Source organism: Streptomyces caelestis (genome assembly GCF_014205255.1).
GTDB lineage: Bacteria > Actinomycetota > Actinomycetes > Streptomycetales > Streptomycetaceae > Streptomyces > Streptomyces caelestis.
This window is the reverse complement of sequence record NZ_JACHNE010000001.1, coordinates 2,646,255-2,659,714: the sequence shown is the minus strand read 5'-3', so window position 1 is coordinate 2,659,714 and position 13,460 is coordinate 2,646,255. Positions and strand designations below refer to the sequence as shown.

At 72.8% G+C, this 13,460-nt stretch carries 13 protein-coding genes; 6 read left to right on the top strand and 7 right to left on the bottom strand.

The genetic code is table 11. The annotated features are described in order from the left end of the window. Nucleotides 1-22 precede the first annotated feature (22 nt). The 3 genes from HDA41_RS12010 to HDA41_RS12000 form a co-directional block, all read right to left on the bottom strand. The gene (locus HDA41_RS12010; protein WP_184983298.1) at nucleotides 23-1,936 is read right to left on the bottom strand and encodes an FAD/NAD(P)-binding protein; all 1,914 of its coding nucleotides are present in this window, start codon (nucleotides 1,934-1,936) and stop codon (nucleotides 23-25) included. A 184-nt stretch (nucleotides 1,937-2,120) separates the two neighbouring features. Continuing rightward, a complete protein-coding gene (locus tag HDA41_RS12005) occupies nucleotides 2,121-3,758 on the bottom strand; it encodes an alkaline phosphatase D family protein (RefSeq protein ID WP_184983296.1) in 1,638 nt (545 codons plus the stop codon). 79 nt (nucleotides 3,759-3,837) lie between these two features. Further along, nucleotides 3,838-4,482, bottom strand: a complete 645-nt coding sequence (locus HDA41_RS12000) for an HNH endonuclease family protein (protein ID WP_184983294.1) — start codon at nucleotides 4,480-4,482, stop codon at nucleotides 3,838-3,840. A gap of 399 nt (nucleotides 4,483-4,881) precedes the next feature. Here HDA41_RS12000 and HDA41_RS11995 point away from each other — a divergent pair, with 399 nt between their 5' ends. Together HDA41_RS11995 and HDA41_RS11990 are read left to right on the top strand one after the other, a co-directional pair. Continuing rightward, complete coding sequence (locus tag HDA41_RS11995) at nucleotides 4,882-5,469, top strand: TMEM165/GDT1 family protein (RefSeq protein WP_184983292.1); 588 nt, start codon at nucleotides 4,882-4,884, stop codon at nucleotides 5,467-5,469. A gap of 201 nt (nucleotides 5,470-5,670) precedes the next feature. Then, nucleotides 5,671-6,330 carry an HAD-IA family hydrolase gene (locus HDA41_RS11990; protein WP_184983289.1) on the top strand — a complete coding sequence of 220 codons (660 nt, stop codon included), beginning with the start codon at nucleotides 5,671-5,673 and terminating at the stop codon, nucleotides 6,328-6,330. Between the two features lie 32 nt (nucleotides 6,331-6,362). Here HDA41_RS11990 and cpt read toward each other — a convergent pair whose 3' ends face one another. Together cpt and HDA41_RS42265 are read right to left on the bottom strand one after the other, a co-directional pair. Beyond that, nucleotides 6,363-6,893, bottom strand: coding sequence for a chloramphenicol phosphotransferase CPT (cpt, locus tag HDA41_RS11985; RefSeq protein ID WP_184983286.1), 531 nt, complete (start codon nucleotides 6,891-6,893; stop codon nucleotides 6,363-6,365). A gap of 27 nt (nucleotides 6,894-6,920) precedes the next feature. Next, nucleotides 6,921-8,354 carry a peptidoglycan-binding protein gene (locus HDA41_RS42265; protein ID WP_230299381.1) on the bottom strand — a complete coding sequence of 478 codons (1,434 nt, stop codon included), beginning with the start codon at nucleotides 8,352-8,354 and terminating at the stop codon, nucleotides 6,921-6,923. Nucleotides 8,355-8,513: 159 nt separating this feature from the next. Here HDA41_RS42265 and HDA41_RS11975 point away from each other — a divergent pair, with 159 nt between their 5' ends. Next, nucleotides 8,514-10,565 carry an MDR family MFS transporter gene (locus tag HDA41_RS11975; RefSeq protein WP_184983284.1) on the top strand — a complete coding sequence of 684 codons (2,052 nt, stop codon included), beginning with the start codon at nucleotides 8,514-8,516 and terminating at the stop codon, nucleotides 10,563-10,565. Nucleotides 10,566-10,584: 19 nt separating this feature from the next. Here HDA41_RS11975 and HDA41_RS11970 read toward each other — a convergent pair whose 3' ends face one another. After that, nucleotides 10,585-11,076 (bottom strand): GNAT family N-acetyltransferase, encoded by a 492-nt coding sequence (locus tag HDA41_RS11970; RefSeq protein ID WP_184983282.1) that lies wholly within the window; start codon nucleotides 11,074-11,076, stop codon nucleotides 10,585-10,587. A gap of 168 nt (nucleotides 11,077-11,244) precedes the next feature. Here HDA41_RS11970 and HDA41_RS11965 point away from each other — a divergent pair, with 168 nt between their 5' ends. Both HDA41_RS11965 and HDA41_RS11960 read left to right on the top strand, forming a co-directional pair. Then, complete coding sequence (locus HDA41_RS11965; RefSeq protein WP_184983280.1) at nucleotides 11,245-11,961, top strand: hypothetical protein; 717 nt, start codon at nucleotides 11,245-11,247, stop codon at nucleotides 11,959-11,961. A gap of 6 nt (nucleotides 11,962-11,967) precedes the next feature. Next, nucleotides 11,968-12,549 (top strand): hypothetical protein, encoded by a 582-nt coding sequence (locus HDA41_RS11960; RefSeq protein WP_184983278.1) that lies wholly within the window; start codon nucleotides 11,968-11,970, stop codon nucleotides 12,547-12,549. Nucleotides 12,550-12,559: 10 nt separating this feature from the next. On the opposite strand, the gene HDA41_RS11955 is transcribed toward HDA41_RS11960, so the two are convergent. Then, nucleotides 12,560-12,967, bottom strand: a complete 408-nt coding sequence (locus HDA41_RS11955; protein ID WP_184983276.1) for a DnaJ family domain-containing protein — start codon at nucleotides 12,965-12,967, stop codon at nucleotides 12,560-12,562. 88 nt (nucleotides 12,968-13,055) lie between these two features. On the opposite strand from HDA41_RS11955, the gene HDA41_RS11950 reads away from it, so the two are divergent. Further along, nucleotides 13,056-13,448, top strand: coding sequence for a hypothetical protein (locus tag HDA41_RS11950; RefSeq protein ID WP_184983275.1), 393 nt, complete (start codon nucleotides 13,056-13,058; stop codon nucleotides 13,446-13,448). Nucleotides 13,449-13,460: the final 12 nt, after the last annotated feature.

The window sequence follows — 13,460 nt, the reverse complement described above, 5'->3', positions numbered from 1 at the left end:
GAGTAACCCACGCTAGGTGCGCCTATTGGATGCTTTCAAGTTCAACATTTGGCCACTGGTTTACCTCGCGTTGGGGCTCGCTTTCCGCCGCAACCGCACGTAGAGCCGCTCTCGCCACCGCATCCGCGTCCGAAAGCATGACCGAATCCACACCCGGACGGGCCCCCGCAGCCGTCACCCAGTGCACGCCTTCCGTCGGCACCCCGAAAGCGAACCGCCTGGTATGCGCGACGCCTTGGCGGTCTAGCAGACAGTAAGGACGGGCTGTCACATCCAATCCCCCTGTCTCATAACCGTCGACGGTGTGCGGACGGCACTGCCCGGTCCGCAGCAGCCCCGCGAGGAGGTCGTCGGCTGTTTTTCGCAGGTCGGATTCCGGCAGACGGGCCTCTATGAGGGTTCTCACACGGACGACCGAACCCGGCACGTCGGGTGAGTGCGCCGCCCAGGCTCCGTCCACCTCCGTCACCTCCATGCGCGGCCCGAGCACGCGCACCACCCCCGCCTCCACCAGGGCCGCCAGCTCCTCGATGCGGCGCCGGGGCGGGCCGATGGACAGGAAGGCGTTGAGCGGGGTGTACCAGCGGTCCAGATGGTCCCGGCGGGAGGCGCCGGCGAGGCCGCCGTGGTCGACGATCAGCCGGAGCTCGTTGCGCAGGTCGCGCAGCACGTCGAGGGCCGCCTTCAGCGGGCCGCGCACATTGCCCAGGGCGGCCTGCGCCGCGTCCTCGCGCAGGTACGACAGCAGCCAGTCACGCCACTCGCCGGGGTGCGCGAAGTCCCGTCCGGCATACGGCCGGGAGATCCGCTCCCAGGACCACCGGTCGGCGTCCGTCACGCCGAACTCGCCCAGCAGTACGGCCTCTTCGGGGTCGCCGTGCGGTAGGGACAGGAAGTGACCGGTGAACTCCCGGCACTGTCGCGCCAAGGCTCCTGACCGCCGGAGCAGCGCGGCGCAGTACACCGTCTCCACCTCCTTCGCGATCAACGGCCATATCTCCGCCAGGAAGTCGGGCGGCTCCCCGGAGTCGGCGCGCTTGCGGAAGCCCGCGATCACCTCCGGGGTGAGGACCAGCGGAACGTGCCGGCCGTACGCCCCCTTCGCGTTGTCGCCGCGGGCCTGGTACGGGACGCCGCGCCGGGAGCCGGCGTACAGCCGTGGTTCGCGGCCGGAGGGGAGATAGCGCAGGCCTTGGGCGTCCCGTACGAAACGGCCGCCCCGGCCGGTCGTCAACAGGGCCGTGTGGTCGAAGAAGTTGAGGCCGAGGCCGCGCAGCAGGACCGGCTCGCCGGGCGGTACGGCGGACAGGTCGACGTCCGCCGGGTTGGCGGGCGGGACATGGCGCAGGCCGTGACGTGCGGCGTGGGCCGCAAGGCGCCGCTGGACCGGGTCCGCGGTCGTCGGCAGGTGCCCCTGGGCCAGGACCACGGCGGACAGGCCGGTCAGGATGCGGCCGTCGTCGAAGGTGAGGGCCTGGTGGCCGCCGGGGGTGTCGTCGAGCCGTACCGCGCGCGCCCGGTGCGTCTCGACGCGGACGGTCGGCGGCGCGTCCCGTACGACCTGTGCGAACACCCACTCCAGGTAACGGCCGTAGTCCGCCCGGGTCGGGTACTCGTCCGGGCCGAGCGTGCCGCGCGCCCACTCGTACAGGCTCGGGCCCGGGCGGATCGGGCCCGAGCAGTCCACGCTGTCGTCGGTGAACAGGGTCACCTGGCAGGCCACGGTGTTCATCAGCAGCTCGGGCGACTGGTCGGTACGCCAGACGCGGCCGGGACCCGGCGGGTCCGGGTCGATCACGTGGACCGTCAGCCGGGCTCCGGGCGGGAGGAGGTCCGGGGCGGAGGCGCAGAGGCGTTCCAGGACGCTGGTCCCGCGCGGTCCGGCGCCGACCAGGGCGACGGAGAACAGGGCTGGTTCCTCGGTCGAGGCAGACAAGGGTGGAGCTCCCGGGCGTGTGGGGCGCGTTCGGCGGTCCGCCTGTGGGGAAGCGGACGGTCCGCCTCATCATGCCGTCGCCGAGGGCGGGAACCGAGGCCCGTGGCCAAGGATTGACCTTCGCTGTGGGATGCCTCACGAGCATCATGGGGCACAGCGGCAGGAAACGGTCGGAACGGGCCCGTCAGGGGGCAAGCTCGGAGTCCAGGAGCGTCGTCAGGCGTGGGCCCTCGCCCTCCCGCGCCCGGGCCTGCTCCAGTCGCAGCCGCGCCGAACGGCCGCGCAGGGTCAGCGTCATCAGCTGGTTGCCGAACCAGGGGCCGCCCGTCTTGCGCCAGCCGATCGGCGGCCGGGGGAGGCGTCCGTGCCGGGCGAGGCAGCGGCCGAGCGCGCGTGCCACCGCGGTCCAGCCGACGCGGAAGCCCATCCGGATCGACAGGGGGACGGAGTTGTGGACGGGCGAGCAGACGAGCTGCACCACCCGGGCGTCGGGGCCCGGGCCGGGCCACGAGGGCTCGGCGATGTAGGCGTGGTGCACGTCCCCGGACAGCACGCACACCGTCGCCGGGGCGTCCCGCCCCGAGCCGGCCTCGGCGATCAGCTCCGCCAGCCCGGCGAACGACTCGGGGAACGCCGACCAGTGCTCCAGGTCGGCAGCCCGCCGCACCTTCTCCCCGAGCCGCGCCCAGCGCTCGCCGCGCTCGCCCCGGCACAGCGCCGCGTTCCAGCCCTCGGCGTCGTGCACCAGATGCGGCAGCAGCCAGGGCAGCGAGGTGCCGAGGAGGAGGTGGTCGTAGGATCCGGGGCTGTCCAGGACCTGCTCGCGCAGCCAGGCCTCCTCGCCCGGGTCGAGCATCGCGCGGTGGTCCTCGGCGAGGACCCGGGCCGCCCGGCTGTCGACCATCAGCAGGCGTACGCGCCCGAAGTCGCGCCGGTAGCTCCAGCGGGCCGTGGCCGCGTCGGCGTCGGCCCGGGCTGCGAAGGCGCGCAGCACGTCGGTGCCGTCGGGGACCTTGCGGACGCCCTCGTACACCGGGTCGGCGGCCAGTTCCTCCAGTGAGAGGTTCCCCAGGTGCTGGTGGACCCAGTACGACATCAGGCCGCTCAGCAGCCGCTCCTGCCACCAGCCGGTGGCCCGCATGTCGGCGAGCCAGGCGTCGGAGGTGTTCCAGTCGTCGATGACGTCGTGGTCGTCGAAGATCATGAAACTGGGCACGGTGGACAGCAGCCAGCGGATGCGGGGGTCGAGCCACGACTCGTAGTAGAGGTGTGTGTATTCCTCGTAGTCCGCGACCCCGTTGCCCGGCGGGTCGTTCAGGTCGCGGCGGGCCGCCAGCCAGCGCTGGGTCGTCTCGGAGGTCTCGTCGGCGTACACCTGGTCGCCGAGCAGCAGCAGGACGTCGGGCCGCTCGCTCTCGGGGTCGGCCACGAGGCGGGTGGCCAGCGCGTCCAGGGCGTCCGGGCCCACGGGGTCGTGCCCGCCGGCCGGCGGGGCGGCCCAGCGGCAGGAGCCGAAGGCGACGTGGAGGCCGCCCTCGCCGCCCGGCGCGTGGATCGCCGAGGGCGGGAAGGGGGAGTCGGGCAGCGGCCACACGGGCGTGTCGTCGAGGAGGACCTCGTACGTCGTGGACGTCCCGGCCGTGAGGCCGGTCACCGGGATCAGCGCGTAGTGGTGGCCCGCGATCTGGAAGGTCGGGGCCGTGCCGCCGGAGCCGTCGGCGCAGCGCACCGCGGCCGTGCACGGACCGTTCGTCTCGACCCATACGGTCGCGGACGAGCCGTCGGTGTACCTCAGTAGCGGTCCGAGCCGCAGTCCGGCCATCGTGGCCCCCTCTCCGTCGCCCCGTACGGTACGGAACGACGGAGGTGAGCGGGGAGGTTCCGACGCGGAATCGCGTGTGTCAGCAGTTCGCGAGGTAGTTCTGGAGCGCGGACTTCTCGGCCGAGTCGACCGAGAGGCCGTAGTAGTACTTCACCTGGACCCAGGCGCGGACGTAGGTGCAGCGGTACGTCGTCCGGGAGGGCATCCAGGTGGCCGGGTCCTGGTCGCCCTTGGCCTGGTTGACGTTGTCGGTGACCGCGATGAGCTGCGGGCGGGTCAGGTCGTTGGCGAAGGACTGGCGGCGGGAGGTCGTCCAGGAGTCGGCGCCGGAGTCCCAGGCCTCGGCCAGCGGGACCAGGTGGTCGATGTCGACGTCGGAGGCGGCGGACCAGGTCGCTCCCTCGTAGGGGGAGTACCAGCTGCCGCTGGTGGCGGCGCAGGAGGAGTCCTGGACGACGTTCGTGCCGTCGCGCTTGAGGACGACCTCGCGGGTGTTGCAGGCGCCGGACTGGGTGATCCAGTGCGGGAAGAGGTCGCGGTTGTAGCCGGTGCGGTCCTCGGTGGCCACGGTGAGCGAGGCGAGGTAGGTGCGGGCGGTGGCCCCGCTGACGGGGGTGGGCAGGGCTGCGGAGGCGGCCGGGCCGTTGAGAAGGCCGGCCGAGGCTATGAGACCGGTGAGGCCCGCGAGTATGCTGAGCCGTCGACGCGCGTAGAACTTTGGCATGCGAACTCCCTTGAGAGGTGGGGGCGTTGGGCTGCGAGCGAGGGAATGCTCGTCGCGCCGTGTTGCGGGGAGATGTGCGCCCGGTGAGAAGTTAATGACACGTTCATGACATGACAAGGTTCAAGGCGGAACTTTTCGCTCCAGGGGTGTCGCGTACCATGGACGGCGCAGAAGGGGAGTAGCTCTTCGCCGGACCGTCGACATACTGCTCAGCTCGTCTGAGCCGGCGCCCGGAGGCAGGTCCTACTGGTCCGTCCAGGGGCCCCGCCAGCGAGACCTTCGGCAAGCAGTGCACGCCCGTGCCCCACGGCACGGGTGCCGAGTGTGCTGCCGTGCCGAGGTGTCCAGCGTGAAGATCCAGCACTCTCGGTGGGGCAGCCCCGACCGATTGAGGAACCCTTGATCAGCCTGACCGTGACGGCCGTCGTCTTCGGCGTCGTCTTTCTCGCCGAACTGCCGGACAAGACCGCCCTGGCCGGACTCGTCCTCGGCACCCGCTATCGCGCCTCCTACGTCTTCGCCGGTGTCGCCGCCGCGTTCGCGCTGCATGTCGCGCTCGCCGTCGCGGCCGGCAGCGTGCTGACGCTGCTGCCGCAGCAGCTCGTGCACGCGCTCACGGGTGTGCTCTTCCTGGGCGGGGCCGCGATGCTGCTGCTGCAGAAGGGCGGGGCCGATGGCGACGCGGAGGTCCGCAAGCCGGAGAACCAGTCCTTCTGGAAGGTCTCGGGCGCCGGCTTCATGCTCATCCTGGTCGCCGAGTTCGGCGATCTCACGCAGATCATGACGGCGAACCTGGCCGCCCGCTACGACGACCCGCTCTCCGTCGGCCTGGGCGCGGTGCTCGCGCTGTGGGCGGTGGCCGGGATCGGCATCGTCGGCGGAAAGGCGCTGATGAGGAAGGTGCCGCTGCGGCTGATCACACAGATCGCGGCGCTGGTGATGCTGGCTCTCGGGGTGTGGAGTCTGTGGGAGGCCCTGACCGGATGAGCCGGGGCGACCGGGTGCGCCGGGGCGAGCTGAACGGTGGGTGAACGTCCGCGGGGGGCCCTGGCGCGATCCGGGGATGTTTTGTACCGTGGAGAAACAAAGTGGCCCTCGCCCGTTTTCCCTGACCGGCGGGCGGGGCCGCCTTGTTCCTCCGGGGGCTGCCGTGTGCCCTCGTCCGCGCCCTGAGCCTTGGAGCTGCCGATGACGGCCACCGCCGTGCTCACCGCCCGCGCCCTCCTGCTGGACATGGACGGCACCCTCGTCAACTCCGACGCCTCGGTCGAACGCGTCTGGCGGCGCTGGTCCGAGCGGCACGGTCTCGACGGGGACGAGGTCATGAAGGTCGTCCACGGGCGGCAGGGATACGCGTCGATGGCGCTGCTGCTGCCCGGCCGGCCGATGGAGCAGAACTACGCGGACAACGCCCGGATGCTCGCCGAGGAGACGGCCGACACCGAGGGTGTCGTCCCGATCTCCGGGGCGCCGGAGTTCCTCGCCTCGCTGCGGGGGCTGCCGCACGCGCTCGTGACCTCCGCCGACGTTCCGCTCTCGACCGCGCGGATGGCCGCGGCCGGGCTGGAGCTGCCCGAGGTGCGGGTGACCGCGGAGTCCGTCGGCGCGAGCAAGCCCGACCCCGAGGGCTTTCTGAAGGGCGCCGCCGAGCTGGGTGTGGCGCCCGCGGACTGTGTGGTGTTCGAGGACTCCGGGGCCGGGATAGCGGCCGGGCGCGCTGCCGGGATGACGGTGGTCGGGGTCGGGCCCCGGGCCGCGTTCCACGCGCCGGACGTGGTGGTGGACGACCTCACGCGGGTGCGCGTGGAGGCGGTGGGGGACGGGACGATCCGGCTGTACGTCGGATGACGGACGTCACGGTCACGCAGGGCCGGGGGCGGTCAGACATGGGCGGCGATGGTGCGCGCACACTCCAGGGACTCGGTGTGTGTGGTGTCCACCTCCACGTCGTAGCTCACGCCCTCGTGGACCAGGTGTGCCTGTGACGCGGCCATGCCCCGGACCCGGTCGCCCCGGGCGATCTCACGCCCCGCGGCGACCGCGCCGTCGCACCTGACGCCGACCCACAGCACGTCGAGTCCGGCCAGGGCCTTCTGCCAGCGCTGCCGGGAGTGCGGTCCGCCGAGGAAGACGTCGTCGACGATGATCCTGGCGCCGGCGCGGGCCATCGCGGCGATGCCCTCGGTCCAGGCCGCGTCCAGTGCGCGGAACTCCGCGCCCACGCTCACGCCGCCGTCCGCCGCGAAGGTGATCCCTCCGTCGGAGCCCTGCGTCTTCGCGGGCAGCGCCTCCACGAACGAGTCGACGCCGAAGGCCAGCCACGGGTCAGGCAGCACCTCTTGCAGGCACCGCACGATCCCGGACTTGCCGGAGCTCGAACCGCCGTTGACAACGATCACCTGAGTGGTCACGGCGTTACAGTAGGGCGGCCAGGCCGGTCACGGCTCCTTGGTTTCCGACTCCAGCTTCGCCCGCGTCTCCCGGTCGTAGACGCCGAGATCGTCGGTCTGGATGCCGCGTGACCACTGGTAGGTGCGGACGGCGTCCTCCAGCCGGCTGTCGTAGTCGCCGTCGGTGTCCTCGTCGTAGAGGTACAACTGGCGCAGCCGGAACTGGAGTTCGGTGACCTCCGGGCCGCGGTCGCCGAGACGCAGGACGGCGGGGCCGCTGATCTGGCGGGAGCTGTCCGGGGGCCCGTTCTCCGGACCGGTGGCCGTGGCGGACGTCAGGGGCGCCGACGGGGTGGCCGACCGCGACGGGCTCGGCGAGGCGCTCGGCGCGGACGGCGACGGGGAGGCCGACGGGCTCCCGGTGGCCGACGGCGCCGGCGGCGGCGCGACGGGGGCCGACGGCGTGGCCGGTGCGCTCCCCGCCGGTGGCGTGGACGCCGCGCTGCTCGACGGGGCGTCCGGCACGCTCGCCCGAAGGTCGTCCGGCAGCGCGGAGTTCCGGGACGGCGCCTCGTAGGAGAACAGCCCGCTCGCCAACCCGGCCGCGGCCACCACGGCGACACACGCCCCGGCGGCCGTGGCGAGCAGCGCGGTACGCCTCCGGCGCCGGGGCCTGCGGTCTGTCTCGTCGCCTTCCGGCACGCCCCGGCCCGGTCCCCCCGCGCCGTCGAAAAGGCGCAGGTCCGTGACGCTGGGTTCGGTCGCGGCGGGGCTCAGGGGTGTCGGGAGGACGGAGGGGGCCGGGGCGGCGGCCGGCAGCACGGAAGTGGCCGGGGAGACCGGCAGCACGGTGGTCGCGTCCGGGTCGACCGGGTCCACCGGGCGCAGGGGCATGGTCGCGTCGGCGGGGGAGGGCGGTGGTGCGGCACCTTCGGTGCCTGAGGCTTGCCCGGGGTTCGTCAGGGGCCGCCGTGGGGCGCCTTCGGCCGCCGGTGGCGGGCCGTCCGTGCGCGGGGGCTCCGCAGGGAGGTTCCGGGACGGGGACGGGGTGCCGTCGGCCGCCCGCCCGGGGCTCCGTCGCGGGGCGTCGTCGGTCGTCCGCCCGGGGGCGTGGACGTGCGAGGAATCCGCGTGCGGGGAGGCGGCCGGACGGTCCGCCTGGGTTTGCCGCAGGGCGCCTTCTCCCGCTTGGGCGGGGGCCTCGGCGTGTAAGACCTCCGCGTGCGGGGGCTTGGCCGGGCCGTTCGCAGAGGGGCGTCCCGGGGTGCCCTCGTTCTCAGGGGACCGCGCGGGCGGGTCGGGCGTGAGTTCGACGTACGGGCGGATCCGGAGTGGGTCGAAGTCCGCCGCTGCCGCCGCTTCGGTCGTGCGGGCGTCGCGGAGGGCGTCTGCGGTGCGGTGGGCGCAGGTGCAGGACGGGGTGTTGTCCGGCTGTCTGGGCGTGCCGCACTCCGGGCACGGGTTGCCGTTCGGCTGTTCCACGCGTTCCTCCCTCCCCTCGTGAACTCCAGAGATTATCCAGATCTTCTCCACAGCGCGGAGGGCCAGCCCCCGGAATGAAGGCTTCCAAAAGGGCTCAACGGGCCATACCCCGTCACACCGGTCACGATGGAAAATGTCACAGGACCCTCGGGAGGTCTCATGACCGGTCATGTGCACGTCACGAATGCGCCGGACCAGGGCGCCGCCGACCGGGAGCAGGTGCCCGGGAACGTACTGGTCTCCATCGGGGCCCTGCTCCTGGGAATGCTGCTCGCCGCCCTCGACCAGACCATCGTGTCGACCGCGCTGCCCACCATCGTCAGCGAACTCGGCGGCATGGATCACCTGTCCTGGGTGGTCACCGCCTACCTGCTGGCCGCGACCGCCGCGACCCCGCTGTGGGGCAAACTGGGCGACCAGTACGGCCGCAAGCGGCTGTTCCAGACGGCGATCGTGATCTTTCTCGTCGGCTCCGCGCTGTGCGGCACGGCGCAGGACATGACCCAGCTCATCGCCTTCCGGGCCGTGCAGGGCCTCGGCGGTGGCGGGCTGATCGTGCTGTCGATGGCCATCGTGGGCGATCTCGTCCCGCCCCGCGACCGCGGGCGCTACCAGGGGCTGTTCGGGGCCGTGTTCGGGGCGACGAGTGTGCTCGGGCCGCTGCTCGGCGGGCTGTTCACCCAGCATGCGAGCTGGCGTTGGGTGTTCTACGTCAACCTGCCCGTCGGGATCGTGGCGCTCGCCGTGATCGCGGCCGTGCTGCACATCCCGCGCCGGGCGCAGCGGCACGTCATCGACTACCTCGGCACGTTCCTCATCGCGGCCGTCGCCACCTGCCTGGTGCTCGTCGCCTCCCTCGGCGGCACGACCTGGGGCTGGGGGTCCGCGCAGATCGTCGGGCTCGCGGTGCTGGGCGTCGTCCTCGCCGTCGTCTTCGTGGCCGTCGAGCGGCGGGCCGCCGAACCCGTCCTGCCGCTGAAGCTCTTTCGCGTCCGCACCTTCACGCTCGCCGCCGTGATCAGTTTCGTCGTCGGCTTCGCCATGTTCGGCGCGATGGTCTACCTGCCGACCTTCCTCCAGGTCGTGCAGGGCGTCAGCCCGACCATGTCCGGTGTGCACATGCTGCCGATGGTGCTGGGTCTGCTGCTGGCCTCGACGGTCTCCGGGCAGATCGTCAGCCGGACCGGCCGCTGGAAGGTGTTCCCGGTCGCCGGCACCGGCGTCACCACCCTGGGGCTGCTCCTGCTCCACCAGCTCGACGAGCACAGCTCCACCGCCGAGCTGAGCGGTTTCTTCTTCGTCTTCGGCCTCGGGCTCGGCCTGGTGATGCAGGTTCTCGTGCTCATCGTGCAGAACGCCGTCCCGTACCAGGACCTGGGCGTCGCCACCTCCGGCGCCACCTTCTTCCGCTCCATCGGCGCCTCGTTCGGCGTGGCCGTCTTCGGCACGATCTTCGCGAACCGGCTCGGCGACCAGCTCACGGACGCCTTCCGGGGAGCCCGGCTGCCGCCCGGCGTCTCCGTCGCCGCGCTGGAGGCCGACCCGCGCGGCATCGCCGCCCTGCCGTCCGGCCTGCGCCCGCCGGCCCTGCACGCCTACGCCGTGTCCATCACGGACGTCTTCCTGTACGCCGCCCCCGTCGCGCTCCTCGGCTTCGTGCTGGCCTGGTTCCTGAAGGAGGACCGGCTGCGCGGCTCGGTCACCGCGCCCGACGTCACCCAGACCCTGGCCAGCAACCCCGTCGAGCGGTCCTCGTACGACGAGGTGTGCCGCGCGCTGTCGGTGCTCGGCACCCGCGCGGGGCGGCGCGAGATCTACCGGAAGATCACCGCCCGGGCGGGCTACGACCTGCTGCCCGCGGCGAGCTGGGTGCTGCTGCGGATGAGGCGGTACGGCTCGGTGGAGCCGGCCGTGCTGGCCGAGCGGGCGCCCGTGGCGCTGCCCGTGATCATGAAGGCCGTACGCCAGGTCGAGGAGCGGCGGCTCGCCGTGCGCACGGGCCTCGACATGGCCCTGACCGACCGGGGACGCGAGGTCGCCGAACGGCTGGCCCAGGCCCGTGAGCAGTCCCTCGCCGAACTGCTGGGCGACTGGTGGGGGCCGGACCGGCCGACCGACCTGGTGCAGCTCGTGCGGGAGCTGAACGGCGAACTGTGCGGCTCCAGGCGGGAGCGGCCGTCCGAGGCGCGTCCGGTGGAGCACCTCGCCTGAGGCGCCGCCAGCCGGGCGGTCAGGTGAGGTGCTTGCCGAACCAGTGCTCGGCGTACGGGTCGTCGTTGTACGGCTCGGTCTCCGCGTAGCCGAGCCGGGCGTAGAGGGCGCGGGCCTCGACGAGGTCGCCACGGGTGTCGAGGACCATCCGCCGGGCACCGAGCGCGCGAGCGGCGTCCTCTGCGGCCCGGACGAGCAGCGCGGCGCCGCCCCTGCCGCGCATCGGCTCGTGCAGGAAGACCCGCTTGAGTTCGGCGGTCGTGCCGTCCAGCAGCCGTACGCCCGCGGTGCCGGCCGGCTCACCGCCGTACCGGGCGACCAGCAACTGCCCGCGTGGCGGCGCGAGTTCGGCACCCGGCTGCTTGGCGATCTCCCGCTCCAGCTCGTCCGGGTCGGTCCGGCGCCCCTCGTGCAGCAGGTACCAGCGGTCGCTGACCTCGGTGTAGTACGCCCGCCACAGGGCGGCGGCGACGGGGGAGTCGTACGGTTCCGGGGCCACGGTCCAGATCATGACCGGCATTCTCGGTGGGTGCCGTAGCGGGGCCGCAACCGAATAATCCAGGGGGGCTCGCGCCCCGGGGGCGGCCCGGGCGCCGTTTGGGGGCCTGCTTCCGGGCTACCCGGTCGGCGAACCGGCTCGCGAGGAGAGCCGGTTGGGCCGAGAACCCGGAAGGCATTCATGTCCACTGGCCTGATCATTGCTCTGATCGTGATCGCGGCGGTCGTCGTCATCATCGCGGCCGTCATGACCCTGCGCGCCCGAGGGGCTCGGCGCGGCCCGAGCCTGAAGCGGCGCTTCGGACCCGAGTACGACCTGGCCGTCGCCCGGCACGACGGCGACACCAAGGCCGCCGAGCGCGAGCTCGCCGAGCGCGTGGAACGCCACGGTGACCTGCGCGAACGAGCGCTTGAGCCGACGCAGCGCGAGCAGTACGAGGCGCGCTGGACGGCCGCCCAGGAGCGGTTCGTCGACTCGCCGCGGGAGGCGGTCGCCGAGGCGGACCGGCTGCTCGCGGAGCTCGCCGGTGCCCGGGGCTTCCCGGACGGCGGGCAGTACGAGGAACAGCTCGCCGCGCTGTCCGTGCACCACGCCCACCACGTGGACGGCTACCGGCGCGTGCACCGCGCGGCGCACCTGCGCGCGGAGGACGCCCGCGACGGCGGCACCGGTACGGAAGACATGCGTGAGGCCATGGTGGCGGCCCGCGCCCTGTTCGAGGAGCTGGTACGGCCGGCCCGCCACGACGGCGGAGGCCACGCCGCCGGCCCGCACCTGGGCGGACGCCATGACGGCGGACGTCACAAGGCCGGGCTGAACGGCGACCGCAAGGCTCCGGCCACCCGCGGCGGGCACACGCCGTGGGCGCTCCACCGACGTCAGGCGAAGGAGAGTTGAGATTCGATGTCCGACATGACCCGACCGCCCGGCGAAGGCACCCCTGACGCCCGTGGCTCCGCCGGTCCCGACGTCCGTGGCTCCGCCGGTCCCGACGTCCGTGGCTCCGCCGGTCCCGACGTCCGTGGCTCCGGCCGTCCCGACGTCCGCGGCTCCGCCGGCCCCGACGTCCGTGGCTCCGCCGGTCCCGACACCCGCGGCTCCGTCGGCCCCGACGCCCGAGGTGAGTCCGCCCTGGGCACCGGCCACGGCACAGGCCCCTCCGGTTCCGGGGAACGGGCAGGCGCCTCCCACGCCGCGCACCTGCTCCCCCACGACGAGTCCGACAAACTCGTCTCGCAGTTGCACCACGCCGTCGCCGAGTTCGTCGACGAGCCCCGGGCCGCCGTCGAGGAGGCCGACCACGTGCTGGAGGAGATCGCGGCACGGTTCACCGAGGCCGTGACACAGCGCCGCCGCACCCTGCGCCACTCCTGGCAGTCCGTGGAGGGCGGCGCGGGCAAGCCCGTGTCGAGCGGCGACACCGAGCAGCTCCGCCTGGCGATGAAGGACTACCGGGAGCTGGCGGAACGGCTGCTGCACGTGTGAGCGGCCCCGTTCACCTGTCCGCCCGGCGCTCCCGCCACTGCCGTACGACGTCCTCGACGTCGTACGGCTTCTTACCCAGCGGGGGCCCGGGCGGCGGCTTGAACATCATCTCGCGGATCTTGTCGTTGATCTCGCCGATGATCTTCCTGACGGCCTGCTCCGAGGGAGCCGCGTACGCGGCCAGGAGCGCGTCCTCCGCCTCCTTGCGCAGTGCCAGCGTCGGCGGCAGGACCGAGAGGCCCTCGCGGGCCATCTTCCGCTTGACCCACCACAGTTCGTCGTAGGTGGCGTCCACATCGGCCGGCAGCGGCTTGCCCGCCCCCGGCAACCGCTCGAACTCGCCGCGGGTCTCCGCATCACGGATCTGCTTGTCGACCCAGGACTCGAAGCCGACGCCGGGTGGCTTTCGCTCGGTCATGAACCCATTGTGCCGGACACCGCGCAGCCGGGCGTTCTATCATGCGGCGGGCTTGCAGGCCCGCCAGGACGTCTCAGAAGGAGCGCACGTGCTCGAACTCACCATGGCCGCCGTGTCCGCGGCGGAGGAGGGTGCCACGGCCGGAATGCTCATGGCCGACGCGCCCAGCGAGCCGGGCGCCGCGCTGCGGGTGGGCCGCGACAAGTCGGTGTGCCGGCTGTCCACGCCGGACGACTGGCTGTTCGTCTCCCGTGTCCACCTGGAGTTCCTGTGCGGGCCCGACGGGACCTGGCAGCTGACCTGGCTGCGCGGCTCCCAGCCCGACCCGTCCTCCGAAGTCCGGCTCGTGGTGGGGGAGTACGCACAGCCCCTCGCCTACGGCGGCACCGTCCCGCTGCCCAGGGGCGGCAGCGGCGAGGTCGTCGTCCAGGACCGCACCGCCCCGCGCAGCGTCAACGTGGGCTTCTACCACGAGGTGTGACAGCCGGGGCCT

Bases quoted from the DNA above. Each gene is read 5' to 3' on its own strand.
- HDA41_RS12005 (WP_184983296.1), bottom strand. From the start codon at position 3,758: ATGGCCGGACTGCGGCTCGGACCGCTACTGAGGTACACCGACGGCTCG.
- HDA41_RS12000 (WP_184983294.1), bottom strand. From the start codon at position 4,482: ATGCCAAAGTTCTACGCGCGTCGACGGCTCAGCATACTCGCGGGCCTC.
- HDA41_RS11990 (WP_184983289.1), top strand. From the start codon at position 5,671: ATGACGGCCACCGCCGTGCTCACCGCCCGCGCCCTCCTGCTGGACATG.
- HDA41_RS11975 (WP_184983284.1), top strand. From the start codon at position 8,514: ATGACCGGTCATGTGCACGTCACGAATGCGCCGGACCAGGGCGCCGCC.
- HDA41_RS11970 (WP_184983282.1), bottom strand. From the start codon at position 11,076: ATGATCTGGACCGTGGCCCCGGAACCGTACGACTCCCCCGTCGCCGCC.
- HDA41_RS11965 (WP_184983280.1), top strand. From the start codon at position 11,245: ATGTCCACTGGCCTGATCATTGCTCTGATCGTGATCGCGGCGGTCGTC.
- HDA41_RS11960 (WP_184983278.1), top strand. From the start codon at position 11,968: ATGTCCGACATGACCCGACCGCCCGGCGAAGGCACCCCTGACGCCCGT.
- HDA41_RS11955 (WP_184983276.1), bottom strand. From the start codon at position 12,967: ATGACCGAGCGAAAGCCACCCGGCGTCGGCTTCGAGTCCTGGGTCGAC.